The organism is Pseudobacillus wudalianchiensis (assembly GCF_001685015.1).
In the GTDB taxonomy this organism is placed as follows: Bacteria; Bacillota; Bacilli; order Bacillales; family Domibacillaceae; genus Pseudobacillus; species Pseudobacillus wudalianchiensis.
This window is the reverse complement of record NZ_MAYT01000028.1, coordinates 214818-241093: the sequence shown is the minus strand read 5'-3', so window position 1 is coordinate 241093 and position 26276 is coordinate 214818. Positions and strand designations below refer to the sequence as shown.

25 protein-coding genes are annotated in these 26276 nt (G+C 43.8%); 24 read left to right on the top strand and 1 reads right to left on the bottom strand.

Going from position 1 to position 26276, the window contains the following annotated elements:
* Positions 1-99: 99 nt before the first annotated feature.
* The 17 genes from A8F95_RS16565 (at position 100) to spoVM (ending at position 17878) form a co-directional block, all read left to right on the top strand.
* Positions 100-2778: a cation-translocating P-type ATPase gene (locus tag A8F95_RS16565; protein ID WP_065411520.1), complete on the top strand. Its 2679-nt coding sequence runs from the start codon at positions 100-102 to the stop codon at positions 2776-2778.
* Between the two features lie 75 nt (positions 2779-2853).
* Positions 2854-3729 carry a YicC/YloC family endoribonuclease gene (locus A8F95_RS16560; RefSeq protein ID WP_065411519.1) on the top strand — a complete coding sequence of 292 codons (876 nt, stop codon included), beginning with the start codon at positions 2854-2856 and terminating at the stop codon, positions 3727-3729.
* Positions 3730-3772: 43 nt separating this feature from the next.
* Positions 3773-4048 (top strand): extracellular matrix/biofilm regulator RemA, encoded by a 276-nt coding sequence (remA, locus tag A8F95_RS16555; RefSeq protein ID WP_049661430.1) that lies wholly within the window; start codon positions 3773-3775, stop codon positions 4046-4048.
* The gene (gmk, locus tag A8F95_RS16550; RefSeq protein ID WP_049661431.1) at positions 4045-4659 is read left to right on the top strand and encodes a guanylate kinase; all 615 of its coding nucleotides are present in this window, start codon (positions 4045-4047) and stop codon (positions 4657-4659) included. Before remA ends, gmk begins: the two co-directional genes overlap by 4 nt.
* A gap of 1 nt (position 4660) precedes the next feature.
* Complete coding sequence (gene rpoZ, locus A8F95_RS16545) at positions 4661-4888, top strand: DNA-directed RNA polymerase subunit omega (protein WP_049661433.1); 228 nt, start codon at positions 4661-4663, stop codon at positions 4886-4888.
* 272 nt (positions 4889-5160) lie between these two features.
* Positions 5161-6381, top strand: coding sequence for a bifunctional phosphopantothenoylcysteine decarboxylase/phosphopantothenate--cysteine ligase CoaBC (gene coaBC, locus A8F95_RS16540; protein ID WP_065411518.1), 1221 nt, complete (start codon positions 5161-5163; stop codon positions 6379-6381).
* Complete coding sequence (gene priA, locus A8F95_RS16535; protein WP_065411517.1) at positions 6372-8783, top strand: primosomal protein N'; 2412 nt, start codon at positions 6372-6374, stop codon at positions 8781-8783. The genes coaBC and priA overlap by 10 nt, the downstream gene beginning before the upstream one ends.
* Positions 8784-8826: 43 nt before the next feature.
* Positions 8827-9312: a peptide deformylase gene (gene def / locus A8F95_RS16530; protein WP_049661437.1), complete on the top strand. Its 486-nt coding sequence runs from the start codon at positions 8827-8829 to the stop codon at positions 9310-9312.
* The gene (gene fmt, locus A8F95_RS16525) at positions 9309-10253 is read left to right on the top strand and encodes a methionyl-tRNA formyltransferase (protein WP_065411516.1); all 945 of its coding nucleotides are present in this window, start codon (positions 9309-9311) and stop codon (positions 10251-10253) included. The genes def and fmt overlap by 4 nt, the downstream gene beginning before the upstream one ends.
* Positions 10254-10256: 3 nt before the next feature.
* Complete coding sequence (rsmB, locus tag A8F95_RS16520; protein WP_065411515.1) at positions 10257-11597, top strand: 16S rRNA (cytosine(967)-C(5))-methyltransferase RsmB; 1341 nt, start codon at positions 10257-10259, stop codon at positions 11595-11597.
* Positions 11597-12688 carry a dual-specificity RNA methyltransferase RlmN gene (gene rlmN / locus A8F95_RS16515; RefSeq protein WP_065411514.1) on the top strand — a complete coding sequence of 364 codons (1092 nt, stop codon included), beginning with the start codon at positions 11597-11599 and terminating at the stop codon, positions 12686-12688. The genes rsmB and rlmN overlap by 1 nt, the downstream gene beginning before the upstream one ends.
* Before the next feature lie 5 nt (positions 12689-12693).
* Positions 12694-13443, top strand: coding sequence for a Stp1/IreP family PP2C-type Ser/Thr phosphatase (locus tag A8F95_RS16510; RefSeq protein ID WP_065411513.1), 750 nt, complete (start codon positions 12694-12696; stop codon positions 13441-13443).
* 7 nt (positions 13444-13450) lie between these two features.
* Positions 13451-15448, top strand: coding sequence for a Stk1 family PASTA domain-containing Ser/Thr kinase (pknB, locus tag A8F95_RS16505; protein ID WP_065411512.1), 1998 nt, complete (start codon positions 13451-13453; stop codon positions 15446-15448).
* Between the two features lie 55 nt (positions 15449-15503).
* Complete coding sequence (gene rsgA, locus A8F95_RS16500) at positions 15504-16385, top strand: ribosome small subunit-dependent GTPase A (RefSeq protein WP_065411511.1); 882 nt, start codon at positions 15504-15506, stop codon at positions 16383-16385.
* Position 16386: 1 nt separating this feature from the next.
* Positions 16387-17043: a ribulose-phosphate 3-epimerase gene (gene rpe / locus A8F95_RS16495; protein ID WP_065411599.1), complete on the top strand. Its 657-nt coding sequence runs from the start codon at positions 16387-16389 to the stop codon at positions 17041-17043.
* Between the two features lie 75 nt (positions 17044-17118).
* Positions 17119-17772 carry a thiamine diphosphokinase gene (locus tag A8F95_RS16490; RefSeq protein WP_065411510.1) on the top strand — a complete coding sequence of 218 codons (654 nt, stop codon included), beginning with the start codon at positions 17119-17121 and terminating at the stop codon, positions 17770-17772.
* A 28-nt stretch (positions 17773-17800) separates the two neighbouring features.
* A complete protein-coding gene (gene spoVM, locus A8F95_RS21780) occupies positions 17801-17878 on the top strand; it encodes a stage V sporulation protein SpoVM (protein WP_099098601.1) in 78 nt (25 codons plus the stop codon).
* Between the two features lie 236 nt (positions 17879-18114).
* Here spoVM and rpmB read toward each other — a convergent pair whose 3' ends face one another.
* A complete protein-coding gene (gene rpmB / locus A8F95_RS16485) occupies positions 18115-18303 on the bottom strand; it encodes a 50S ribosomal protein L28 (protein ID WP_041099906.1) in 189 nt (62 codons plus the stop codon).
* Positions 18304-18553: 250 nt separating this feature from the next.
* Here rpmB and A8F95_RS16480 point away from each other — a divergent pair, with 250 nt between their 5' ends.
* The 7 genes from A8F95_RS16480 to plsX all read left to right on the top strand — a co-directional run bounded on the left by A8F95_RS16480 (position 18554) and on the right by plsX (position 26268).
* Positions 18554-18916 carry an Asp23/Gls24 family envelope stress response protein gene (locus A8F95_RS16480; protein WP_049661452.1) on the top strand — a complete coding sequence of 121 codons (363 nt, stop codon included), beginning with the start codon at positions 18554-18556 and terminating at the stop codon, positions 18914-18916.
* 20 nt (positions 18917-18936) lie between these two features.
* Complete coding sequence (locus A8F95_RS16475; protein ID WP_065411509.1) at positions 18937-20610, top strand: DAK2 domain-containing protein; 1674 nt, start codon at positions 18937-18939, stop codon at positions 20608-20610.
* A 259-nt stretch (positions 20611-20869) separates the two neighbouring features.
* Entirely contained in the window at positions 20870-21532 is a 663-nt protein-coding gene (gene sdaAB / locus A8F95_RS16470) for an L-serine ammonia-lyase, iron-sulfur-dependent subunit beta (RefSeq protein ID WP_065411508.1), read from the top strand.
* Positions 21533-21570: 38 nt separating this feature from the next.
* On the top strand, positions 21571-22458 hold the full coding sequence (gene sdaAA, locus A8F95_RS16465; protein ID WP_065411507.1) for an L-serine ammonia-lyase, iron-sulfur-dependent, subunit alpha: 888 nt from the start codon (positions 21571-21573) through the stop codon (positions 22456-22458).
* Entirely contained in the window at positions 22430-24505 is a 2076-nt protein-coding gene (recG, locus tag A8F95_RS16460; RefSeq protein ID WP_095407482.1) for an ATP-dependent DNA helicase RecG, read from the top strand. The genes sdaAA and recG overlap by 29 nt, the downstream gene beginning before the upstream one ends.
* Before the next feature lie 180 nt (positions 24506-24685).
* Positions 24686-25270: a transcription factor FapR gene (fapR, locus tag A8F95_RS16455; RefSeq protein WP_049661459.1), complete on the top strand. Its 585-nt coding sequence runs from the start codon at positions 24686-24688 to the stop codon at positions 25268-25270.
* Positions 25267-26268, top strand: coding sequence for a phosphate acyltransferase PlsX (plsX, locus tag A8F95_RS16450; protein ID WP_065411506.1), 1002 nt, complete (start codon positions 25267-25269; stop codon positions 26266-26268). The genes fapR and plsX overlap by 4 nt, the downstream gene beginning before the upstream one ends.
* Positions 26269-26276 lie beyond the last annotated feature (8 nt).

Below are 26276 nucleotides of genomic sequence, written 5' to 3'. Positions count from 1 at the left end.
ACTTTAGTTAAAACTTAACTAAATCATAACATGTTTTGCCCGGTGACTGAATAATCTTGCTATGAGAAGGACAAGTTTGTCCATTAAAGGAGTGAGGAGATGAATTTTCACGAGCTGAAACGAGAAGAAGTAGAAACGAAACTTCAGACTAGCATTCAGCGCGGATTAACAACGGAGGAAGCAGAGAGACGGAAACGTCAGTATGGGAAAAATGAGCTGACGGAAGAAAAGCTTCCTTCAGCCTGGGTTGTTTTTATCCGCCAGTTTAAAGATTTTATGGTTCTTGTGCTCATTGCAGCGACTGTCATCTCCGCTTTAATGGGAGAGTACATTGACTCCGCCGCGATCTTTGCCATTATCATTATCAATGGTGTGCTCGGATTCTTGCAGGAGAGGAGAGCAGAAAAGTCGCTGCAGGCATTGAAGGAATTGTCCGCTCCACAATCGCTCGCCTTGCGTGATGGGGAATGGAAAAAAATACAGTCGGCCGATATTGTGGCAGGAGACGTCTTAAAGTTTTCTGCAGGGGATCGAATTGGAGCGGATATTAGGCTGTTAGAAGCGATTAATCTTGAGATTGAAGAATCGGCCATGACGGGGGAATCCGTTCCTGTTGAAAAGCACGCCTCTCCTTTAAAAGGAGAAAATCCGGCACTTGCCGATATGAAGAACATGGCGTTTATGGGCACACTCGCCACGAGGGGCAGCGGCATTGGTGTCGTGACCGCAACAGGAATGAAAACAGCTATGGGGAACATTGCTTCTATGCTGCAAACGGCCCAAAGGTCAGAAACACCGCTGCAGCGCCGGCTTGAACAGCTCGGAAAAATATTAATTGGAGCAGCCCTGTTTTTGACCGTTCTCGTTGTAGTAATTGGGATTATTCAGGGGCACGAGCTGTACACGATGTTATTAACCGGTGTATCGCTTGCTGTGGCGGCTATCCCAGAGGGGCTGCCAGCCATTGTGACGGTTGCCTTGTCACTCGGTGTCCAGCGGATGATCAGACAAAAAGCGATCGTTCGCCAGCTGGCAGCGGTAGAAACGCTAGGCTGTACCACTGTTATTTGTTCGGATAAAACCGGAACGATGACTCAAAACCAAATGACTGTGACGGATGCCTGGAGCAGCGGAAAACACTGGAAAATTAGCGGGAAAGGTTATGAACCGAAAGGGAAATTTTTTGAAGGGACGAAAGAAGTGTCTCCGTCGGAAGAAAAAAGTTTGTATCAGCTGCTTACGTTCGGCTTGTTATGTAACCACGCTGAATTGAAAAAGAAAGAAAAAGAGTTTGTGATTCAAGGAGATCCAACAGAAGGGGCTCTTCTCACAGCGGCCTTAAAAGCCGGATTAGGCCGTGAGCAGCTGTCCAAGACATTTACAGTTGAGCAGGAGTTTCCGTTTGATTCAAAAAGAAAAATGATGACGATGATCGTGAAAGATGCACAGGGTCAGCGTTTCGCTGTGACGAAAGGTGCACCGGATGTGCTGATGGGAAAAAGCGACTATATTTTATGGGAGGAAAAAAGGCAGGTCTTCTCTAAGCTTTACAGAAAGGAAACAGAAGAAATGCTGCAAACTCTTGCGGGAAGAGCCTTGCGAGTCATTGCTGTTGCTTATAAGCCGCTGCGTGCAACAGATACACTTCAGGATGCGGAACAAGCAGAATCCGGCATGACATTGATCGGAATGCAAGGAATGATCGACCCGCCGCGTCCAGAAGTAAAGCAAGCGATTGCAGAGTGCAAACAGGCAGGAATCCGGACGATTATGATTACGGGAGATCATAAAGAAACGGCGGCCGCGATCGCTGGTGATTTAGGACTTGCTCATCGGCAATCAGATATTTTAGACGGGCAGGCCCTCAGCGGAATGACAGAAAAAGAAATGGAATCAGCGGCAGAGCACACAGCGGTTTATGCCCGGGTTTCCCCAGAGGATAAGCTGAAAATTGTGAAAGCTCTCCAAAAGAAGGGACATATCGTCGCTATGACGGGGGATGGAGTCAATGATGCTCCAGCTATTAAAGCGGCGGATATTGGCATTGCCATGGGAATAACGGGAACAGACGTAGCGAAAGAAGCGTCTTCACTAGTGTTAGCGAATGATCATTTTGCTACGATTAAAGCAGCTGTAGAAGAAGGCCGAAATATTTACGAAAATATTCGTAAATTTATCCGCTATTTGCTGGCATCAAACGTGGGTGAGATTTTAGTGATGCTGTTTGCCATGGTATTGGGGATGCCGTTGCCGCTCGTTCCGATCCAGATCCTCTGGGTGAACCTTGTAACAGACGGTTTACCGGCGCTTGCTCTTGGGCTTGATAAGCCAGAGGAAGACGTGATGAAAAGACCGCCAAGGCATCCGAAAGAAGGGGTATTTGCGAGAGGGCTTGCCTGGAAAATTATTTCCCGCGGCTTTTTAATTGGTGCTGCGACACTCATTGCGTTCATTATTGCTTATCAGCAGCATGCAGATAATCTCGTTTATGCTCAGACGGTCGCTTTTGCTACGCTCGTAACGGCTCAGCTTATCCACGTATTTGACTGCCGAAGTGAAAAATCGGTTTTAGCCCGTAATCCGTTTGGCAATATGTACTTGATTGCAGCCGTTGTCTCCTCTTTCTTATTGATGGTTGCTGTTATTTATATCCCGCAGCTTCAAACCATTTTCCATACGACCGCTCTGGCTCCAAGAGAATGGCTGCTCGTCTTTGGAATTGGCGCCATTCCGACATTTTTACTTGCCGGATCATTTTTTGCAAGAAAAAGAAAATAGAATATGGTACAATATAAAAGGTAGTAGAGTGTACTCTATTGCCTTTTTATTATGTCGACAGGATGTGAGTGGCTGATGGTAATGAGCATGACAGGGTTTGGCAGAAGCACGATAAAATCAGCCGATTGTGCGGTGATTGCGGAAATGAAATCAGTCAATCATCGGTTTAGTGAATTTCAAATAAGAATGCCAAGACAATTAATAAAAATGGAAGATAAAATAAAGAAAGAGCTGTCAAAATACATACAAAGAGGCCGAGTAGAGCTGTTTATCACAGTTGAGGGAGAAGGTCTTACACACCGAACATTGCAAGTGGATTGGCAGTTAATAGATGATTTCGTTGGATTGATGGGGCAAATAGCAGAAAAATATGGATTTTCGGCAAAGCCGGACTTGAAGGATTTGCTGCAGCGGCCGGATTTTATTACAATCGATGAAAGCGAAGAAGAAAACTCCTCATTAGAAAGGCTTGTGCTAGAGACGGTGGCATCAGCCGCCGCCCGGTTATATGACATGCGCCGAGCGGAAGGCCAGGAATTAAAAAAGGATCTCCTTCTCCTGCTGTCCGGCTTGGAGCAAAAGCTTTTCCAAATTAAGACGAGAGCTCCTATCGTAGTAGAAGCGTATAGCCAGCGTCTTGAACGCCGAATGAAGGAAATGGCGGCCGGTGTCTTTAATGAAGACCGTCTGGCAACAGAAGTAGCTGTGTTTGCCGATAAATCGGATATCCATGAGGAGTGCATCCGTCTTGAAAGTCATATCCAGCAATTTCGTCAGGCGCTTGAACATGACGGACCCGTCGGCCGTAAATTAGACTTTATGATTCAGGAAATGAACCGTGAAGTAAATACGATCGGTTCGAAAGCAAATGATTCTATGATTAGTTCGGGCGTTGTGGAATTGAAGACGAGCCTTGAAAAAATGAGAGAGCAAGTGCAGAATATCGAATAAAGCCAAGCGCGTTTGTAAAAAGCTGTTGTATTGGAGGAACTTTATGTCCATTCGATTGATTAATATCGGATTTGGCAACATCGTATCCGCAAATAGAATTGTATCGATTGTCAGTCCGGAGTCAGCACCAATCAAGCGCTTTGTACAGGAAGCAAGAGAAGCCGGTACGTTGATCGATGCCACTTATGGAAGAAGAACGAGAGCGGTGCTAGTGATGGACAGCGATCACGTCGTTTTATCTGCTGTCCAGCCGGAAACGGTTGCCCATCGAATTCTCTCCACAGAAGAAGTAACTGAAGAAGGGCAGGGAAAGGCATGAAAGAAAAAGGTTTACTGATTGTATTATCAGGACCTTCCGGGGTGGGAAAAGGGACGGTAAGAAAGGAAATTTTCTCACAGCCGGATGTTAAGTTTGAGTATTCTATTTCAATGACAACACGCGCTCCGCGTGCCGGAGAAGTGGATGGCGTTGATTATTTTTTCAAATCAAGAGAGGAGTTTGAGCAGTTAATTGCTGAAGGCAAGCTGCTTGAATACGCGGAATTCGTCGGCAACTATTATGGAACTCCTGTTGATTATGTACGGGAAACGCTTGACGCAGGCCGTGATATTTTCTTGGAGATTGAAGTGCAAGGAGCTCAGCAAGTGCGGGAGAAATTTCCGGAAGGGCTGTTTATCTTCCTCGCACCGCCTAGCTTATCCGAGCTTCATAGCCGTATCCTTACCCGTGGAACGGAGAGCGATGACGTTATTAAGGGGCGAATGGAAAAAGCTCGAAAAGAAATTGAAATGATGAGCTTGTATGATTATGTTGTAGAGAACGATGAAGTGGAGAAAGCGTGCAGCCGGATCCAATCCATCATCGTCGCTGAGCACTGCCGCCGTGAACGCGTACAGCACCGCTATAAAAAAATGTTGGAGAGTGATTAAGATGTTATACCCATCTATTGATAACTTATTAACAAAAATTGATTCTAAATATTCGTTAGTCAGCATTGCCGCTAAACGCGCCCGCAGCCTTCAAGAAAACAGTTCAACTCAAATGCTTGATTCTTATGTTTCTCATAAATATGTTGGCCGTGCCCTTGAAGAGATTTATGCAGATAAGTTAACGATGAAGGAAAAAGATCAAGATCAAGTTTACGATGACGAAGTATAAGAAACTTTAGGAATAACAACCTTTGAAAGGTTGTTATTTTTTTACATGAAAAGGCGAGCAGGAAGACAAAGTTTATCATGATTCAGCTAAAATAGCGGTACAATTGTTTAGAATATAGATAAAGATTAGGTGCAATATTGGCAATCTAATTAAAACCCTTAGCTTCAAGCTATACGGCTCGCTAAAGAACGGAGCGAATAAAGAAGAAGCAATCGTTTTATAAAGGTCTCAATGGCTGCTTATGTTGTTTGAAAAGAATGGGAGGATTCGTTATGTTAAGTAAAAAGAAAATTCTACTTTGTGTAACTGGGGGAATCGCGGTTTATAAAGCAGCCGCATTGACGAGTAAAATGGTCCAAGCAGGTGCTGAAGTAAAAGTGATCATGACTAAATCAGCTTGTGAGTTTGTCACTCCGCTCACTTTCCAGGCGCTGTCGCGAAATGACGTATATACGAATACCTTTGATGAAAAGCATCCAGAGGTGATTGCTCATATCGATTTGGCGGATTGGGCTGATTTAATTATAGTGGCTCCAGCTACGGCTAATATGATAGGAAAGCTGGCGAACGGCATTGCAGATGATATGATTTCTACAACGTTACTCGCTTCTACCGCACCTGTCTGGATTGCTCCAGCCATGAATGTCCACATGTATGACCACCCGGCAGTGAAAAAAAATCTTGCCGCGCTTGCGGATTTTGGCTGGCAATTTGTTGAGCCGGGTGAAGGGTTTCTTGCCTGCGGGTACGTTGGGAAAGGCCGTCTAGAAGAGCCGGAAAAAATTGTAGCTCTCATGGAGCAATTTTTTAAGCAGAAAGAAGAACAACCGTTAAAGAACAAACGGGTTATGATCACAGCTGGTCCAACACGGGAAATTATTGATCCGGTTCGTTTTTTAACTAATCGTTCTACCGGAAAAATGGGCTATGCCTTAGCCGAAGTTGCCCGTGATTTAGGTGCGGATGTCTATTTAATATCGGGCCCAGTTTCGCTAAGTCCTCCTTCAGGAGTAAAAGTAAAGTATGTGCAAAGTGCAGAGGATATGTATCAGGCCGTTATGGAGAAGTTTTCTGAGAGCGACATCGTTATTAAAACGGCTGCTGTCGCTGATTATCGGCCAAAACTAGTCCATACAGAAAAAATGAAAAAACAAGAAGGAGATCTAATCATTGAAATGGAGCGGACAAGAGATATTCTAAAAACGCTCGGGCAAGAGAAAACACATCAAATGCTGATTGGCTTTGCGGCCGAAACCGTCAATGTAGCAGAATACGCACGAAAGAAATTACAGAAAAAGCAAGCTGATATAATTGTAGCGAACAATGTGAAATTAGACGGGGCAGGATTCGGAAGTGAAACGAATATTATCTCGATCTTTAAAAAAGACGGCACGCAAAAAGATTTCGATTTAATGACAAAGAAAGCAGCAGCAAGAGAAATCTTATTAGAAGCAGCGGCCGATTTAAAAAAGGGTGAAGGTGCATGCAAGTAGCCAGCGTCATCGTAGATGTAGCGGCAATGCAGACAGATAAAGAGTTTGATTATATTGTGCCAGAAAAGTGGGAGGGGTTAATCCAACCTGGCATGAGAGTGGTTGTTCCCTTTGGTCCGCGAAAAATCCAAGGGTTCGTCACTGCGCTTAAAAATAAGTCAAACGTAAAAAGACTTAAGTCTATCATTGAACCGATGGATTTACTGCCAGTATTAAACCAAGAATTGCTTGAGCTGGCCGATTGGCTGACGGAAACAACGCTTTGTTTTAAAATATCGGCTTATCAAGCAATGCTCCCAGCGGCAATGAAAGCGAAATATGAAAAAGTATTTCAGATAAGGGAAACAGCAGAGCCGATGGATGATAAGCTTGCTAGCTTATTTAACCGAAACGGAGAACTGGCGTGGGAGGCAGCAGCCAAAGCTGGACTGCTTAATTCTTTACGCCAGGAAGTAAAAGAGAACCGGGCAGAGCTTGTTTATAAAGTGAAGAGCAGAGACAGGAAAAAGAGCATTCGGATGATTGGCCTCGCTTTATCGGATGAAGATCTAGGCGGTCATTTGGACGCTCTGCCTGCTAATGCCCGCAAACAAAAAGACGTTTTACACTATTTAGCGGCTTCCGGGTCACCTCTGCTTTCTGCAAAAGAAGTCATGGAACAGACGGACACATCAAACAGTACATTAAAAAGCTTATTGGAAAAAGGGTTTATAGTAGAACGCTACCAGGAGGTCTACCGTGACCCTTACGAAAATAGACAGTTTAAAAAGACAGAACCGCTCCCTCTAACAAATCAGCAGCAAGAGGCTATTGCCCCCATTCTCGGCTCTATAGAGGACGTACGCCATGAAACCTTTCTTCTTTATGGAGTGACTGGAAGCGGAAAGACCGAGATTTATTTACAATCGATTCAACGTGTGTTGGAAAAAGGAAAAGAAGCGATTGTGCTCGTTCCGGAAATTTCGTTAACACCGCAAATGGTTCACCGTTTCAAAGGCCGTTTTGGTGACGATGTAGCTGTCTTACACAGCGGCCTGTCAACAGGGGAAAAATACGATGAATGGCGCAAAATTCAACGCAAGGAAGTAAAGGTAGTCGTAGGTGCGCGTTCTGCGGTATTTGCTCCTTTTGAAAATCTTGGCATTGTTATTATTGATGAAGAGCATGAAACGAGCTATAAACAGGAGGAGAACCCTCGTTATCATGCACGGGAAACGGCGATTAAGAGGGCGGAATTTTATCAGTGCCCTGTTATCTTAGGCAGCGCTACGCCTTCTTTAGAGAGTTTTGCGAGAGCGCAAAAAGGGGTCTATCACCTTTTAACGCTTCCAAACAGAATGAATAATCAACAGCTCCCGGAAGTAGAAATCGTAGATATGCGTGAAGAGCTACGCCACGGCAACCGCTCTATGTTTTCACGTGCGTTATTTGAGAAGCTGACAGATCGGTTGGAAAAAGGAGAGCAAACGGTCCTTTTCTTAAATAGGCGTGGCCATTCTTCCTTTATTATGTGCCGTGATTGCGGCTACGTAGCAGGGTGTCCGCACTGTGATATTTCTTTAACGTATCATCGTCACAGTCACCGGATGAAGTGTCACTATTGCGGTTTTGAAGAGCCTGTTCCTTCCCGGTGTCCAGAATGTAACAGCGATCATATTCGTTATTTTGGCACGGGTACACAAAAGGTAGAAGACGAATTGGGCAAGCTGCTGCCACACGCCCGGGTAGTACGTATGGATGTGGATACGACGAGCCGCAAAGGTGCCCATGAAAAGCTGCTTCAGCAATTCGCAGAAGGAAAGGCGGATATTCTGCTTGGAACTCAGATGATTGCCAAAGGGCTTGATTTCCCTAATATTACACTTGTCGGAGTACTGAGTGCTGATACGATGCTTCATATTCCTGACTTTCGCTCTGCAGAAAAGACGTTTCAATTGCTTACGCAGGTAAGCGGTCGGGCAGGAAGGCACCAGCTGCAAGGTGAAGTGGTCATTCAGACGTACACACCAGAGCATTACAGCATCCAGCTCGCTGGCAAGCAAGACTACGACCAATTTTATAAAGAAGAAATGATGATGAGGAAGTTAGGAAACTATCCGCCGTTTTATTACTTAGCTCTCGTCACGGTCAGTCATGAAGACGTCATGATAGCGTCAGGTGTAACAGAAAAAATTACGCAATATATTCAAGCCCGTTTATCAGATGAAGCCATTATTCTTGGGCCTGTTGCTTCACCAATTGCCCGGATCAATGATAGATATCGTTACCAATGTTTGATAAAATACAAACGGGAACCAAAGCTGAATGAAATCTTAAAGACAGTAATGGAACATTATACAAAGCAGCAAGGCGATAAAAGCTTACAGGTTGCGGTAGATGTGAACCCGTTTATTATGATGTAAAATAAAGTGTTGCTTGATTTATTGACAACCAGGGAGGATTATTTTGGCACAATTACCCATCGTATATTATCCGGATGCCATTCTTGAGAAGAAATGCGAACCGGTTACACAGTTTGATAAAAAGTTGAAAAAACTTGTAAAAGATATGTATGAAACGATGATTGCAGCAGATGGAGTTGGATTGGCTGCTCCTCAAATTGGAAAGGACATGCAGCTGGCCATCGTGGATATTGAAGATGATCATGGGTTGATTACACTAATCAATCCTGTAATCGAAGAAGCAAAAGGAAGCGATACCGACATCGAAGGGTGTTTAAGCTTTCCAGGCCTATATGGACATGTTACACGTCCCTCTTTTGTAAAAGTAAAAGCTCAAGACGTGAAAGGCCGTTTTTTTACTTTAAAGGCAGAAGGATTTTTAGCCCGGGCGATTCAGCATGAAATTGACCATCTGCACGGTGTTTTATTCACATCCAAAGTAGAGCGGTATATACCGAAGGAAGAACTAGAAGCGGAGGAAATGTCATGACAAAGATTGTATTTATGGGCACACCCGACTTCTCTGTTCCAGTACTGAGAACATTAATTGAAGAGGACTATACGATCCAGGCTGTGGTAACACAGCCGGACCGGCCAGTTGGAAGAAAACGGATCTTGACACCTCCCCCAGTAAAAGTGGAGGCGATGAAGCACAATATCCCTGTTTTGCAGCCGGAAAAATTACGGTCATCAGAAGAATTACAGCAAATTATTGACTTGCAGCCAGATGTGATTGTCACAGCGGCTTATGGACAAATTTTGCCAAACGAGCTGCTTGCTGCACCAAAATTCGGCTGTATTAACGTGCATGCTTCTTTGCTGCCGGAACTGCGTGGCGGTGCTCCTATTCATTATGCGATTTTGCAAGGCAAGGAAAAAACGGGCATCACCATTATGTACATGGCAGAAAGACTGGATGCAGGGGATATCATCAGCCAGACAGAGGTAATAATAGAAGAGACGGACCATGTTGGCAGTTTGCATGATAAGCTGAGCGAAGCCGGCTCAAAACTGTTGTCAGATACGTTGCCTAAGTTGATTGCTGGTGAAATATCTCCTGTGCCGCAAGAAGAATCAAAAGCTACTTTCGCTTCTAATATTAAAAGGGAGCAGGAAAAGATTGATTGGTCAAAAACAGGAGAAGAGATTTATAACCATATTCGCGGGCTGCATCCGTGGCCTGTTGCCTATACCACTCTTGACGGCCAAGTGATGAAAGTTTGGTGGGGAGAAAAAGTGAAGGCAGCGAAGGAAGCAGTTCCTGGAACGATTATAGAGTTAACAACAAACGGCTTTGTTGTAGCGACTGGAAACAGCACAGCCATCAAGATTACTGATGTGCAGCCTTCCGGTAAAAAACGCATGTCCGCTGAACAATATTTACGAGGAGCCGGCTCAGACTTAACCGCCGGCAAAAAGTTAGGGGAATAATCAATGAAGCAAAATCAGAAACGAGTGCGCGAAATCGCCCTTGACTTGCTTGAATCTGTAGAGAAAAATCAATCCTACAGTAATCTACTGCTCCATTCAGCAATTGAAAAGAACCATTTAACGGGCAGAGATGCCGGATTATTGACAGAAATCACGTATGGAACCATTCAGAGAAAGTTGACGCTAGATTTTTTCCTAGCACCGTTTATTAAGAAAAAGTTGGAGCCATGGGTACAACAGCTGCTGCGGCTTTCTCTTTATCAAATGATCTATCTCGATAAAGTACCAGAACGGGCTGTCATCCATGAAGCAGTAGAGATTGCGAAAAAAAGAGGGCATAAAGGAATCTCTGGTCTTGTGAACGGGATTTTACGTTCCGTGCAGAGAAATGACCTGCGCAGTTTTTCGGAAATAAAAGATGAAGCCGAACGAATTTCGATTGAAACGAGCCACCCCCTTTGGCTTGTGAAACGATGGCTTGTCCAATTTGGAGCAGAGAAAACAAAAGAAATGTGTGCGATCAATTTGACAGCGCCGATGCAAACCATCCGGGTGAATAAAACAAAAGCGGACCAGGAAGAAGTTTTGCAACTGCTTGAAGCAGAAGGATTTGAAGCAGAGCCAAGTGATGTGCTGCCGGAAGCGATCCGCATTTTAAAAGGCAATGCTGCCCGCTCCTCAGTATTTGAAACTGGGATGGCAACGATTCAAGATGAAAGCTCAATGATTGTTGCTTATGCTCTTGGCATTGAGCCGAATGAAGCCATTCTAGATGCTTGTGCAGCCCCAGGCGGCAAAACGACCCATATAGCGGAAAAGTTAAACAACACGGGTTCTGTTTCAGCGCTTGATTTGCATGAGCATAAAATCAAATTGATTAAGCAAAATGCTGCTCGGCTCGGATTGACAAACATTGAGGCCAAGGCATGGGACAGCCGCAAAGCGGGAGAAATTTTTGAAAAAGAGAGCTTCGACCGCGTGTTAGTAGATGCTCCTTGTTCAGGTCTTGGTGTTTTGCGAAGAAAACCGGATATTAAATATGTGAAGGAAGAGAAAGATCTTTCTTCCCTTCAAAAAATTCAGCTCGACATCTTAGATGCTGCAGCGCCTCTTCTAAAAAAAGGCGGTGTTCTTGTTTACAGCACGTGCACAGCCGATAGAGAAGAAAATGAAGGCACTGTGAAAAAGTTTTTAGAGACCCACCCTGATTTTGAACCAGCAGAACTTACCGATTTGCCGCCTGTCATTCAGACGCTGGCCAATGATTATTTGCTTCAAGTTCTACCGCAGGACTTTGGCGGAGATGGATTCTTTATCAGTAAACTACGAAAGAAGGTGCAGTAATGGAGCAAGCAACAACAGCGAAAGAAAAAGCAGGAGACAAACAGCAGCTGCCATCCATTTATTCACTGCAATTGCAGGAGTTGAAAGACTGGCTAAAAGAGCAAGAAGAAAAGCCGTTTCGGGCAGAACAGATTTTTGATTGGCTTTATAAAAAGCGGGTGACGTCTTATGAGGAAATGTCTAATTTGTCAAAGCAGCTGCATGAAAAGCTTGCCGCTCATTTTGCGATTACGACATTAAAGACACTTATTCAGCAAGAGTCTTCCGATGGGACGATTAAGTTTTTATTTGAGCTTCATGACGGCTATTCGATTGAAACAGTTTTAATGCGCCATGACTATGGAAATTCAGTCTGTGTCACAACGCAAGTCGGCTGCCGCATCGGCTGTACGTTTTGTGCTTCTACACTTGGCGGTTTAAAGCGCCATTTAGAAGCAGGAGAAATTGTAGCTCAAGTCGTAAAAGTACAACAGGCACTGGATGAAAAAGATGAGCGGGTCAGCTCGATCGTTATCATGGGAATTGGCGAGCCATTTGATAACTATGACCAGATGCTAGCTTTCCTAAAAATTGTTAACCATGAACAGAGCCTAAACATTGGGGCCCGGCATATTACGGTTTCAACGAGCGGTATTATCCCGAAAATTTATAAGTTTGCAGACGAAGAAATGCAAATTAACTTTGCCATTTCTCTTCATGCTCCTAACAATGAGCTGCGCACAAAGCTCATGCCAATTAATAGAGCATACAAACTACCGGATTTGATGGAGGCTGTTCGTTATTACATTAATAAAACTGGGCGGCGTATTAGTTTTGAATACGGCTTGTTCGGCGGAGAAAATGATTCCGTTGAACATGCCATCGAATTAGCTGAATTAATTAAAGGGTTAAAGTGCCATGTGAATTTAATCCCGGTGAACTATGTGCCAGAGCGTAACTATGTACGTACACCAAAAAATAAAATATTTGAGTTTGAAAAGGCGTTGAAAGATCGAGGTGTCAATGTAACGATTCGCCGTGAGCAGGGTCATGATATTGATGCGGCCTGTGGACAGTTACGAGCGAAAGAACGGTCAGAAGAAACGAGGTGAGCCCTATGGACTCTGTTTTTCGGACAGATAAAGGCCGAATTCGTCCTCACAACGAAGACAACGGCGGAGTATTTCTTAATGAGGCAGGTGACCGCCTGGCCATCGTGGCTGATGGCATGGGCGGTCATAATGCAGGAGATATCGCCAGCCACATGGCTATTGAGACCATGAAAGAACTATGGACGAAAATAGAAGTAATTCAAAGCGCCAACCAAGCAGAAAGCTGGTTAAAAACAGCTATTTTAAAAAGCAACGAAAAAGTATTAGAACACTCGAAAGACGTTCCAGAATGTAGTGGCATGGGGACGACGCTTGTAGCCGCTATATGTACGGCTAGCTTTTGTACCATTGCTAACATTGGTGATAGCCGTGGTTATTTATTCAATGAAAATGGTCTTACGCAAGTAACGGAAGATCATTCACTCGTAAATGAGCTTGTGAAATCAGGGGAAATTACGAAGGAAGATGCAGAAAACCATCCGAGAAAAAATGTATTAACTCGGGCATTAGGGACAGAACGCGATATTATAGCAGATTTTTACACAGTAATGTTTGAGCAGGGGGATTTACTCCTTCTTTGTTCAGATGGCTTATCCAATAAATTAGCACAGCGAGAAATGCAGCAAATTTTAGAAGCCGAACTTTCTATTGAGAAAAAAGCTGATTCCTTTATTCAATTGGCAAATGAAAATGGCGGGGAAGATAATATTACCCTTGTTATTCTCAAGCATTCTGCTGGCCTTGAAAGCGGGTGAGAGCAGGATGTTAATTGGAAAGCGACTGGGCGGCCGTTATAAAATCATTAAAATGATTGGCGGCGGCGGAATGGCCAATGTATATTTGGCGCAAGATATGATTTTAGAAAGAGAAGTCGCTCTTAAGGTGTTGCGTCTCGACTTTGTAAATGAAGAAGAGTTTTTAAGACGCTTTCAGAGAGAAGCACAGTCTGCTACGAGTCTCGTTCACCCCCATATCGTGAATATTTATGATGTGGGGGAAGAAGAAGGCATCAATTATATTGTCATGGAATACGTGGATGGAATGACGTTAAAACAGTACATTCAACAGTATTCCCCTATTCCAGTAGAAAAAACAATTGATATTATGAAACAGCTTGCTTCAGCTATTGCTTTTGCCCATCACAACTCCATTATTCATCGGGACATTAAACCGCATAATATATTAATGGATCGAGATGGAAACGTTAAAATCACAGACTTTGGTATTGCTATGGCATTAAGTGCTACCTCCATTACGCAAACAAATGCTGTTCTTGGATCTGTTCATTATATTTCTCCAGAACAAGCACGTGGAGGAATGGCGACAAAGAAGTCAGATATTTACGCTTTAGGGATTGTGATGTTTGAGTTACTAACGGGACAGCTGCCATTTTCAGGTGAATCTGCCGTATCTGTTGCACTAAAACATTTGCAGGTTGAAACACCGTCCGTGAAAAGATGGAATCCGGCTATTCCGCAAAGTGTGGAAAATATCGTCTTGAAGGCGACAGCGAAAGATCCTTTTCACCGGTATGCAAGTCTTGAAGAGATGGAACAAGATTTATCAACCACCCTCGATCCTGAAAGAGCGAATGAGGAGAAGTTTTCTATCCAAGAAGATGACGAAAAAACAAAAGCTATTCCGGTGATTACAGACGGTCAACTTTCTGAAGGGCTCGATACAAAGATTGTTCGGCCGGCTGACCCGAAGGATGAACCGCAAGAGAAAGTAAAAGAAAAGAAGAAGCGAAAACGTTGGCCGATTGTTGTACTCGTTTCTGTCTTGCTTATTGTCCTGGCCGTTGCAGCGGCTATTCTCGTTCCTGCCTTATTGGGACCGAAAGAGATAAAGGTGCCTGACGTGAGCGGCAAACAGTTGGATGAAGCGGTATCGAAGCTTGTTACGGATGGGTTTAAAGTTGGAAAAACAAAAAAACGATTCAGCGATGAGGTACCTGAAGGAGTAGTCATTAAAACCGCCCCAGCAGCCGGACGAACGATACAAGAGGGCGATACGGTGAACATCTATATGAGCTCGGGGAAAGAGACTATTTCCTTTGCTGATTATCGAGGCAAGTCATTTGCTGAAGCAAATGAAGAACTTGAAAAAGCCGGATTTAAAAGTATAGAGCAAAAGACCACTCATGATGAGAGTGAAGCTGGCACTATTCTGGATCAGGACCCCGAACCAGAGAATAAAGTAGTGCCTGAGGAAACAACGGTTACGTTTACAGTGAGTGGCGGACCCGAGAAGATCTCCCTGATTGATTTAAAGGATTACAATGAAAAGAGTTTAAAAGATTACGCTGAATCTACAGGCTTAAACATTGTCATTGTACGGGAAGATTATTCCGATTCCGTAGCAAAAGGCTTGGTCATGTCTCAAAAGCCGAGCAGTGGCACGGCTCTGAATAAAGGGGACACCGTGCAGGTAGCAATTTCTAAAGGGAAGAAAGAAATTCCTCCGAAGACGGTCACGAAAGAAATTACCATTCCTTACGAACCAGAAGAAGAGGGAAAACCTCAGGAAGTCCAAATTTATATAGAAGACATGAATCACAGTATGACAGAGCCATTCGAAGTGCTTACCATTCAAGAAGATTTAAAGAAAACGTTAGAGTTTGTGTTAACGAAGGATAGTAAAGCGGGCTATAAAGTGATTAGGGATCAGCGAGTGATTATTGATGAAACGATTCCTTATCCGGATGAAACAGAGGATGTACAGGCAGAAGCGGCGGATGATGCTGATAGTGAAGAATAAGAAACAATTGAAAAGGGTTGTTCGTAAATAATTCTTTTAATATAGGAGGAATGGGATGCCTGAAGGAAAGATAGTGAAAGCGCTGAGCGGGTTTTACTATGTAGCGGCTAATGATCAGATTTTTCAATGCCGGGGCAGAGGTGTTTTTCGGAAGCGGAAAGTGTCTCCACTCGTCGGTGACTTTGTTGAATTTCAAGTAGAAAACGATCTGGAAGGGTATATTTTAGCCATTGAAGAAAGGAAAAATGAACTCGTCAGACCGCCAATTGCCAATGTAGATCAGGCAATTCTTGTTTTTTCTGCTGCTAGGCCGGATTTTAGTACAGCTTTGCTCGATCGTTTTCTCGTTCTAATTGAATCAAAACATATAGAACCGCTTATTTGCATTACAAAAATCGACCTGTTAAATGAAGAGGAAGAAGCCCTTATTAAAAATTATGCTGATGATTATCGCTCATTTGGCTATGAAGTGCTTCTTACTTCTTCAGAAAATCTTGCTAATCTTGATGAACTAAGAGAGCAGCTGCAGGGGAAAACATCGGTATTTGCTGGACAATCCGGCGTTGGAAAATCCTCCTTATTAAATGCTCTTAAACCTGAACTAGAGTTGAAGACGAACGATATTTCAAATTCTCTTGGGCGAGGGAAACATACAACGCGGCATGTGGAATTAATTAACGTGGAAGATGGGCTGGTCGCTGATACACCTGGCTTCAGTTCGCTGGAATTAACAGAAATTGAAGCGGAAGACCTTCCTCAGTATTTTCCTGAAATGGTGGAAAGAAGTCACTCGTGTAAATTTAGGGGCTGCCTGCATGTTAACGAACCAAAATGTGCAGTGAAAGAAGCTGTTGATAACGGAGAAATTCCTTCCTACCGGTATGAACATTATTTGCAGTTTATGGATGAAATTAAAGAAAGAAAGCCGAGGTATTAATATGGTGAAAATTGCCCCATCGATCTTATCAGCTAATTTTGCTAAGCTGGGGGAAGAAATTAAAGAAGTAGAAATGGGAGGCGCTGATTGGATTCATGTAGATGTAATGGATGGACATTTTGTTCCCAATATTACGATCGGTCCATTAATTGTTGAAGCTGCTCGTCCGATTACAAAGCTTCCGTTAGATGTTCATTTAATGATTGAAAATCCTGATCGTTACATTGAAGCATTTGCCAAAGCGGGAGCCGATTATATTACAGTACATGCTGAGGCTTGCCCGCATTTGCATAGAACCATTCAATTAATTCGTTCCTTCGGGGTAAAACCGGGAGTGGTATTGAATCCAGCAACCCCTGCATCTGTGCTTGAGTATATTATAGAAGATATTGATCTTGTTCTTTTAATGACGGTTAATCCGGGATTTGGAGGCCAGTCCTTCATCCATTCTGTCGTGCCAAAAATTCGTGAGGTAAAACAGATGATCACAGCGAAAGGGCTTGATGTTTTAATTGAAATCGATGGCGGTGTAAACACTGAAACGGCCAAATTATGTACAGATGCAGGAGCAGATGTATTAGTAGCCGGGTCAGCTGTCTATAACAAAGCAGATCGAAAACAGGCAATCGCTGATATTCGGCTGTCGACAACAATGTAAAGATAACGGGAATGGAGTCGTTTCGTACGGCTCCATTTATTTCTATATCATATTAATAGGGGGAGGTGAAAGAGATTGAAAATGATTTTAGTAGCTGGAGGACCGGAAAGAGAGCTGCCTGATTTAAAGAGCTTTGAGGAAACAGATGTCCATTGGATAGGAATTGACCGGGGAACATTATATCTGCTTCATCGAGGGATTAAGCCGCAAGCCGCATTTGGTGATTTTGACTCTATTACAGCAGAAGAGTGGGACCTTATTAAAAAAGAAGTGGAATCTATCCATACATTTCCGGCTGAAAAAGATGAAACCGACTTGGAGCTCGCCTTGCAATGGGCCCTTTCATTTAAGCCAGGACATCTTACTATTTTAGGGGCAACAGGCGGCAGGCTAGATCATTTTTTCGGCACGGTCAGCTTGCTGACGAACAATCAACTAGCCTTTCATGATACCGAAGTGGAGGTCGTCGATCGTCAAAATCGCCTAGCCATTTATCAAGGGCCGCTTAAAAAACGAGTAGAAAACGACACGGACTATAAGTATTTTTCTTTTTTTCCTGTAACGAAAGAAGTAAAAGAATTCACGTTAGAGGGCTTTAAATATCCGCTCACTAATCACACCGTCCAATTAGGCTCGACTTTATATGTAAGTAATGAATTGATAGGCGAAAGTGGTACTTTTTCTTTCACAGATGGCATATTAATAATGGTAAGAAGTTCCGATGATTGAGCAGCTTTAAATTGGAGGGGTGGCAATCATGAAATTTTATACTATTAAACTGCCTAAGTTTCTTGGCGGGCTTGTCCGGGCAATGCTTGGAACACTGAAAAAGTGAAGGCAGGCCATACAGAAGATAGATGAAAGAAACAAAAGGGCAAATGCCTGCTGTTTTTCTGGAAGGAATCCGCTTTTTGGCTCTATTGGGGACAGGTAATGGGCTTCAAGGAGCTAAACGCTAGATCAGGATGCAAATCCATGCTAGCACCGACCTATCCATCATGCGGTTACTTTATAGCTTTCCAATAGAAAAAACCGGCTGATAAACAGCCGGTTTTTTCTATTGGAAAATTATTATACGCGCTCTACTTTTCCGGATTTTAACGCTCTTGCAGAAACCCAAACACGTTTAGGTTTGCCATCTACTAAGATGCGAACTTTTTGCAGGTTGGCCCCCCAAGTACGCTTATTTGCGTTCATAGCGTGGGAACGAGTGTTGCCGGAACGAGCTTTACGGCCTGTTACAACACATTTTTTTGGCATATTATTCACTCCTCACCATTGAAGCTGAAAAGATGGTTTCAATACTTCATGATATTCTGAAAGATACTTTAATAATTTACCATACAACTTTTTTAATTGCAACTGTTCTTGAAAAGTCTTTCAAGAAAAAAACCTTGACATCCTTCTGCTTCTTTTGAAATGATATAGTGCGGGTAAGTGTTTCTTTTAAAACAGGGGCAACTATAGTAAAATGTCTATAGCTTACAACCAATTTTAAGGGGGGGTCCAAGTGGCCATTGAGCTTAGAACAAAATACGGACAAATTGATATTTCAAACGACGTAATTGCTATGATTGCCGGTGGAGCAGCTATTGATTGCTATGGAATTGTAGGAATGGCATCTAAAAAACAAATAAAAGACGGAATCACTGAAATCCTGCGACGGGAAAACTTTGCCCGCGGTGTCGTTGTACGCCAGGAAGAGGACCAAGTATTTATTGATATGTACATCATCGTTAGTTATGGAACAAAAATATCAGAGGTAGCCAATAACGTGCAATCAAAAGTAAAATACACGCTTGATCAAACGGTTGGTCTGTCTGTTGATGCAGTAAACATTTTTGTGCAAGGGGTTCGAGTAACGAATCCATAGAGTGTGAGGAGGAAAGATTCGTGTCAATTACTTCATTAGAAGGAAAGCGGTTTGCTGACATGGTTCAAGCAGGAGCCGCTCATTTATCAGCTCATGCCGATATGGTCGATGCGCTGAACGTGTTTCCTGTTCCTGACGGGGATACGGGAACAAATATGAACTTATCGATGACTTCTGGTGCAAAGGAAGTTCAACAAAATATAAGCGCTCATTTTGGCAAAACAGCAGCAGCCTTGTCTAAAGGGCTGCTTATGGGAGCGCGCGGAAACTCAGGTGTTATTCTGTCTCAATTGTTCCGCGGCTTTTCTAAAGCAGTAGAACAGAAGCAGGAAGTAACAGGTAAAGAGTTAGCGCAAGCTTTTGAGGCCGGTGTTGAAACGGCTTACAAGGCAGTTATGAAACCGGTAGAAGGAACGATTTTAACCGTTGCGAAAGATGCTGCCAAGAAGGCCGTTGCCGTTGCTAAAAAACAGGCAGATATCGTTGTGATTGCAGAAGAACTTGTAAAGGAAGCAAGAGCTTCATTAGAACGGACACCGGATTATTTACCTGTACTGAAAGAGGTTGGAGTCGTAGACAGCGGCGGACAAGGATTGTTGCTCGTATATGAAGGTTTTCTTGCCGAGTTAAAAGGAGAAAAGCTTCCTGAAACTGCAGGTATCACACCAAAGATGGATGAGCTTGTCAGCGCTGCACACCACAAAAGCATTCAAAGCTTTATGGATACATCCGCTATTGAATTTGGTTATTGTACAGAATTTATGGTTCGTTTTGAAGAGGACAAAGTTAAAAAGAATCCATTTTCTGAAGAGAAATTCCGGGCGGATTTGAGCGAGTATGGAGATTCCCTGCTTGTCATCGCCGATGATGAGATCGCCAAGGTGCACATCCATTCTGAACAACCTGGGAACGTATTGACATACGGCCAGCGCTATGGAAGTTTGATCAATATGAAGATTGAGAACATGCGCCAGCAGCATAGTGACATTGTTGGCACTCCGTCTAAAGAGCCCGTTGCCGCCGTGCAAAAAGGAAAACAGGAAATGGGAGTTGTTACCGTCTGCATGGGAGAGGGAATCGCCCAATTGTTCGAAAGCATCGGCGCTTCTGCCGTAATAGAAGGCGGCCAAACGATGAATCCAAGCACAGAAGATATCGTAAAGGCCATTGAACAGGTCCACGCAAACAGGGTTATTCTTTTACCGAATAACAAAAACATTATTATGGCAGCAGAACAGGCGGCTGAAGTAGTCAATATCGAGGCAGTGGTTGTTCCTTCGAAAACGGTTCCTCAAGGAATGTCGGCCCTGCTTGCCTATAATCCAGAAGCGAGCCTTGAAGAAAACAAAGCAGCTATGACAGCTGCTCTTGCTCACGTCAAGACGGGGCAAATCACTTTCGCGGTTCGTGATACGAATATTGACGGCATTGAAATTGCCAAAGATGATTTTATGGGGATTGCCGATGGGAAAATCTTGTTAACAGACAAAAATAAAGTGATTGCAGCAAAAGAGCTCATCCGTACGATGATAGATGATGAATCTGAAATCGTTACGATCATTTATGGAGAAGATGCTTCTGAACAAGAAGTAGAAGAGGTAACTAGTTTTATTGAGGAACAGTTTGAGGAAGTGGAAGTAGAAGTTCACAACGGCAAACAGCCTCTTTATTCTTTCATCTTTGCAGTAGAATAACGTGAAGGAAGGGCTTTCCTTCCAGGTTGTTGACAAACGTCAGCTTCAATCAGTCTGGCAGTGTATAAAGCAGCCTTTAGCTATACTTTCGAAGGAAGGGTCCTCCCTTCCTTCTTCTTTATGTGCATTTTTAGTGTAATCATAGTAAAATAGAGAGGGTAAGTTTTTTCTATTGTGGCTTATCAGCTTGTTTTTAAATAGGCATCAATCAAGGATGGAAGCTGTCTTAAGTATAAATAAAATCAAAGGGGGCGGCGTAGTGAAATATAAAAGTGTATTTGATATTATTGGACCGATTATGATCGGACCTTCAAGCTCTCATACAGCAGGAGCGGCCAGAATTGGCAGAGTGGCTAGAAGTTTATTTGGCAGAGAACCGCAATGGGCGGTTATTTCTTTTTATGGCTCATTTGCGGAAACATTTAAAGGGCATGCAACAGATGTAGCGATTGTTGGAGGGCTTCTTGATTTTGATACATTTGATGAACGCATTAAAGATGCGATCAATATAGCGAAAGAGCACGGAATCGATATACAGTTTGTGAAAGAGAAAAGTGTCCCGGTTCATCCGAATACCGCAAAAGTTCGGATTGGCGATGACCAGTCAGAAATGGAACTCGTGGGAATTTCGATTGGGGGCGGAAAAATCGAAATTACAGAGTTAAACGGATTCGAACTAAAACTTACAGGTCATCATCCTGCTATTCTTGTTGTTCATGAAGATCGGTCAGGGGCCATTGCAACGGTTTCTAACGAATTGGCAAAGCACAATATCAACATTGGCCACATGCAGGTTTCTCGAAAAGGAATCGGAGAAATGGCTTTAATGACTATTGAAGTGGATCAAATGATTGATGATGAAGTTCTAGATGAGATCCGGCGTTTGCCTCATATTACTCAAGTAGTAAGAGTAGCTGACTAATCAGCCTATAAATCCAGCTAAGAAGAGGAGTGGTTAGTTTGTTTAAAAGTGCAGCTGAACTTGTAAAATTAGCTGAAGACCAACAAAAGAAGATTTCTGATATTATGATTGAACAAGAGCAAGAGGTAACAGGAAAATCTTATGAAGAAATTATAGAATTAATGGGAAAAAACTTAGATGTGATGGAGCAGGCAGTAGAACGCGGCTTAAAGGGAGTTCATTCTCTCTCTGGATTAACGGGAGGAGACGCCGTGTTGCTGCAGCAATACATCCAAAAGGGAAATACGCTATCAGGCCCGCTACTGCTTGACGCTGTTAGTAAAGCAGTAGCGACAAACGAAGTGAATGCCGCGATGGGCACGATCTGTGCAACGCCGACTGCTGGCAGTGCAGGAGTTGTTCCCGGGACATTGTTTGCGGTACAGGAGAAGCTAAAGCCTACCCGTGAAGAAAAAATTCACTTTTTGTTTACAGCCGGGGCATTTGGGTATATCGTGGCGAACAACGCTTCTATTTCCGGAGCAGCTGGCGGATGTCAAGCTGAGGTAGGCTCTGCTTCCGGGATGGCAGCAGCAGCTATTACGGAAATGGCTGGCGGTACACCAGCGCAGTGTGCGGAAGCGATGGCCATTACGTTAAAAAATATGCTTGGATTAGTTTGTGACCCTGTAGCCGGTCTCGTAGAAGTTCCTTGTGTAAAGAGAAATGCCATGGGGGCTGCGAATGCAATGGTAGCTGCAGACATGGCGCTTGCCGGTGTGACAAGCCGGATTCCTTGTGATGAAGTAATTGATGCGATGTATAAGATCGGTCAAACGATGCCTTCTGCCTTACGGGAGACAGCCGGCGGCGGCTTGGCGGCCACACCTACCGGGCGAAAATTGGAGGCGAAAATTTATGGCACACCACTCCAATCCCGCGATTAATCCATCTCTGCTCTTGCAGCCAGTAGAGGTATTAAAAGGGATCGGTAAGGAAACGGCCTTAACATTAAATGAACTTAGCGTTGAAACGATTAAGGACTTAATGGAGTTTTTTCCTTCTCGCTATGAAGACTACCGGCTTAGAGACCTGGCTGATGTTGGGCATGAAGAGCGGGTAACTGTGGAAGGGAAAGTTCATAGCCAGCCCTCAATTATGTTTTATTCAAAGAAAAAATCTCGTTTAACATTTAAACTGCTCGTCGGACGCTATTTAGTGAATGTTATTTTTTTTAACCAGCCTTATTTAAAAAGTAAGATCGCTATTAATGATACGGTCACGATCACGGGAAAATGGGATAAGCATAGACAGACGATTACGGCCCAGCAATTTGCAGCTGGCCCGCACAGCCGACAGGGTGACTTTGAAGCTGTTTATTCGTTAAGGGGCGCACTTTCGCAAAAAATGTTCCGCAAATACGTCGGGCTTGCTTTGGCGGAGTACGGCGAACATATAGAAGAAACGCTTCCACAGAAAACGATCCATCAGTATAAGTTGATGAATCGCCGAGATGCCCTTCGCTCCCTTCACTTCCCAGCATCCGAAAAGGAAATGAAGCAGGCAAGGCGACGTTTTGTTTTCGAAGAGTTTCTTTATTTTCAATTAAAGATGCAGGCATTGCGTAAGTTTGAGAGGGAGCACTCGGCAGGGATCTCCCAAGCCTATGATGTTCAGAAGCTTAAACAATTTATCAACTCATTGCCCTTTACGATGACAAATGCTCAAAAGAGGGTAGTGAATGATATTTGCGCTGATATGAGGTCGCCTTATCGGATGAACAGGCTTCTTCAGGGCGATGTGGGAAGCGGGAAGACAGCAGTAGCTGCTGTCTGTCTTTATGCGAGCGTTACAGCAGGCTTTCAAGGGGCGCTAATGGTGCCGACTGAAATTCTTGCTGAGCAGCATGCTGAATCACTGCTTCAGTTATTTGAGCCAATGGATGTAAAGGTCGCTCTTCTCACGAGTTCGGTTAAAGGCAAACGGCGAAAAGAACTGCTCGCACGCCTGGAGTCTGGTGAGATCAACATTTTAGTGGGTACGCATGCGCTCATTCAGGAAGATGTGGGCTTTCATCGGCTTGGTCTCGTTATTACCGATGAACAGCATCGATTCGGCGTGAACCAGCGGCGGATTCTCCGCGAAAAAGGAGAGAGTCCAGATGTTCTCTTCATGACGGCAACGCCTATTCCGCGTACATTAGCCATTACCGTATTTGGAGAAATGGATGTTTCGATCATCGATGAAATGCCAGCCGGAAGAAAAGAAATCGAGACGTACTGGGCAAAAGAAGAAATGCTGGACCGTGTTCTCGGTTTTATGGAAAAGGAATTAGTAAAGGGCCGGCAAGCTTACGTTATTTGTCCATTAATTGAGGAATCGGAAAAGCTTGATTTGCAGAATGCCCTAGACGTTCATGCTCAACTCGTTCAATACTTCCATGGCCGCTATCGTGTAGGGTTAATGCATGGCCGGCTTCCAGCAGAAGAAAAAGAAACGGTCATGAAAGCTTTTACAGAGCAGGAAGTAGAGGTTTTAGTGTCGACCACCGTTGTGGAGGTCGGTGTGAACGTTCCAAATGCCACGATGATGGTTATTTATGATGCAGAACGTTTCGGCCTTTCTCAGCTTCATCAGCTGCGCGGCCGTGTCGGACGGGGAAGCGAGCAGTCCTACTGTATTTTACTCGCTAATCCCAAAACAGAGATTGGCCAGGAGCGGATGAAAATCATGACGGAGACCAATGACGGCTTCGTCTTGAGCGAAAAAGACCTTGAATTAAGAGGGCCGGGAGACTTTTTCGGCAAAAAGCAAAGCGGTCTGCCAGAATTTAAAGTAGCTGATATGGTACATGATTACCGGGCGCTTGAAGTCGCAAGGGAAGATGCGAAACAGCTCATTGAATCAGAGGCGTTTTGGAACGATGAGCAGTATGCAGCACTGCGCCGGCATTTAGAGGAGTCTGGCGCCCTTTCAGGTGAAAAGTTAGATTAAAGTCAGGCGGTTAATAAATGTTCGTTTTTCGTTGCTCGCCTGCCTGTGGTGCTCATGAGCTTCATGGTTATTCCTCTTCTCGTCAGGAGTCTGAAGAATGCAAGTTTTTCCTTGCATTCTTTTTTTTTTGCTTTTATACTACTATTAGTACCTAGTCCTAATATCGGATGGTGTGAGACAATGAAACGAACAAAGAAAGAGAGACAACTTCAACTTCAAGAAACGATTGCACATAACCCGTTTATCACGGATGAAGAATTAGCCGAACATTTTCAAGTAAGCGTGCAGACGATCCGATTAGATAGGATGGAGCTGTCCATTCCGGAACTGCGTGAGAGAATTAAGCATGTAGCCGAAAAAAAACTGACGAATGAAGTTCGCTCGCTGCCAATTGAGGAAGTGATCGGCGATGTAATTGATATTGAACTGGACAAAAGTGCGATCTCTATATTTGATGTAAAAAGAGAGCATGTATTTGTTAGAAATGGGATTGCCCGCGGCCATCATTTGTTTGCGCAGGCTAACTCTCTGGCTGTTGCTGTTATCAATGACGAGCTAGCTTTAACTGCCAAGGCCAATATCCGTTTTAAAAGATCGGTCCGTGAAGGGGAGCGGGTTGTAGCAAAGGCAAAAGTACTCGATGTGAAAGCAGCGAATGAACGGACGATTGTTGAAGTAAACAGTTATGTCGGACAGGAGCTTGTTTTCCGCGGAGAATTTACAATGTATCGCTCTAATACACAAACAGAGGATGAAGGACAATGAAAATAGCAATAGATGCAATGGGCGGCGATCATGCACCTAAAGAAATTATTTTAGGCACAAATAAGGCGTTGACGGAACTGCCTAGTCTAGAAGTGCTTATTTATGGGGATAAAGAGAAGATTACACCGTTATTGACGCCAAACAGTCGGGCGCAAGTTATACATACAGATGAAGTCATTCTTGGAACGGACGAACCAGTAAGAGCTGTGCGTCGCAAAAAAAGTGCCTCCATGGTCATGATGGCACAAGCTGTCGCTGATGGAGAGGCAGCTGCTTGTGTATCGGCTGGAAACACCGGTGCTTTGATGGCAGCTGGTTTGTTTGTTGTGGGCCGCATTGAGGGAATTCATCGTCCGGCTCTTGCACCTACACTGCCGACTATTGATGGCAGGGGGTTTGTCATGTTAGATCTCGGAGCCAACGTGGATGCTAAGCCGGAACATTTGCTTCAATATGCCATGATGGGTTCGATCTACGCGGAAAAGGTGAGAGGTATAGCGAATCCTCGTGTTGGCCTATTGAATATTGGCACAGAAGAGAAAAAAGGAAATGATTTAACGAAGGAAGCCTTCCAGCTGCTTAGCAAGCAAGAAGGACTCCACTTTGTTGGCAACGTGGAGTCCCGTGACTTATTAAATGGAGTGGCCGACGTAGTCGTAACGGACGGTTTTACAGGGAATATGGTATTAAAAACCATTGAAGGGACGGCTTTATCTGTGTTTTCCATGTTAAAGTCGGCTCTTACATCGTCTTTAAAAGCAAAGCTAGGCGCTGGTCTGCTTAAAAATGAGCTTTATAGTTTGAAAGATAAAATGGATTATACGGAATACGGAGGCGCTGGGTTATTTGGCTTGAAAGCCCCTGTTATTAAAGCGCACGGTTCATCAAACGCCAATGCTTTTTACAATGCATTAAAGCAGGCGCATACGATGGCAGAAGCGAATGTCCCGTCTAAAATTGCGGAGGCAGCGAGTCTAATGTCATCAACAGATCAGTAAGGAGGAAA

Excerpts from the sequence above, each read along its gene's own strand:
- A8F95_RS16560 (WP_065411519.1), top strand. The coding sequence starts at position 2,854 with ATGGTAATGAGCATGACAGGGTTTGGCAGAAGCACGATAAAATCAGCC.
- rsgA (WP_065411511.1), top strand. The coding sequence starts at position 15,504 with ATGCCTGAAGGAAAGATAGTGAAAGCGCTGAGCGGGTTTTACTATGTA.
- gmk (WP_049661431.1), top strand. The coding sequence starts at position 4,045 with ATGAAAGAAAAAGGTTTACTGATTGTATTATCAGGACCTTCCGGGGTG.
- rpe (WP_065411599.1), top strand. The coding sequence starts at position 16,387 with ATGGTGAAAATTGCCCCATCGATCTTATCAGCTAATTTTGCTAAGCTG.
- rsmB (WP_065411515.1), top strand. The coding sequence starts at position 10,257 with ATGAAGCAAAATCAGAAACGAGTGCGCGAAATCGCCCTTGACTTGCTT.
- rpoZ (WP_049661433.1), top strand. The coding sequence starts at position 4,661 with ATGTTATACCCATCTATTGATAACTTATTAACAAAAATTGATTCTAAA.
- pknB (WP_065411512.1), top strand. The coding sequence starts at position 13,451 with ATGTTAATTGGAAAGCGACTGGGCGGCCGTTATAAAATCATTAAAATG.
- spoVM (WP_099098601.1), top strand. The coding sequence starts at position 17,801 with ATGAAATTTTATACTATTAAACTGCCTAAGTTTCTTGGCGGGCTTGTC.
- fmt (WP_065411516.1), top strand. The coding sequence starts at position 9,309 with ATGACAAAGATTGTATTTATGGGCACACCCGACTTCTCTGTTCCAGTA.
- plsX (WP_065411506.1), top strand. The coding sequence starts at position 25,267 with ATGAAAATAGCAATAGATGCAATGGGCGGCGATCATGCACCTAAAGAA.
- recG (WP_095407482.1), top strand. The coding sequence starts at position 22,430 with ATGGCACACCACTCCAATCCCGCGATTAATCCATCTCTGCTCTTGCAG.
- fapR (WP_049661459.1), top strand. The coding sequence starts at position 24,686 with ATGAAACGAACAAAGAAAGAGAGACAACTTCAACTTCAAGAAACGATT.
- A8F95_RS16565 (WP_065411520.1), top strand. The coding sequence starts at position 100 with ATGAATTTTCACGAGCTGAAACGAGAAGAAGTAGAAACGAAACTTCAG.
- priA (WP_065411517.1), top strand. The coding sequence starts at position 6,372 with ATGCAAGTAGCCAGCGTCATCGTAGATGTAGCGGCAATGCAGACAGAT.
- rpmB (WP_041099906.1), bottom strand. The coding sequence starts at position 18,303 with ATGCCAAAAAAATGTGTTGTAACAGGCCGTAAAGCTCGTTCCGGCAAC.
- rlmN (WP_065411514.1), top strand. The coding sequence starts at position 11,597 with ATGGAGCAAGCAACAACAGCGAAAGAAAAAGCAGGAGACAAACAGCAG.
- remA (WP_049661430.1), top strand. The coding sequence starts at position 3,773 with ATGTCCATTCGATTGATTAATATCGGATTTGGCAACATCGTATCCGCA.
- coaBC (WP_065411518.1), top strand. The coding sequence starts at position 5,161 with ATGTTAAGTAAAAAGAAAATTCTACTTTGTGTAACTGGGGGAATCGCG.
- A8F95_RS16510 (WP_065411513.1), top strand. The coding sequence starts at position 12,694 with ATGGACTCTGTTTTTCGGACAGATAAAGGCCGAATTCGTCCTCACAAC.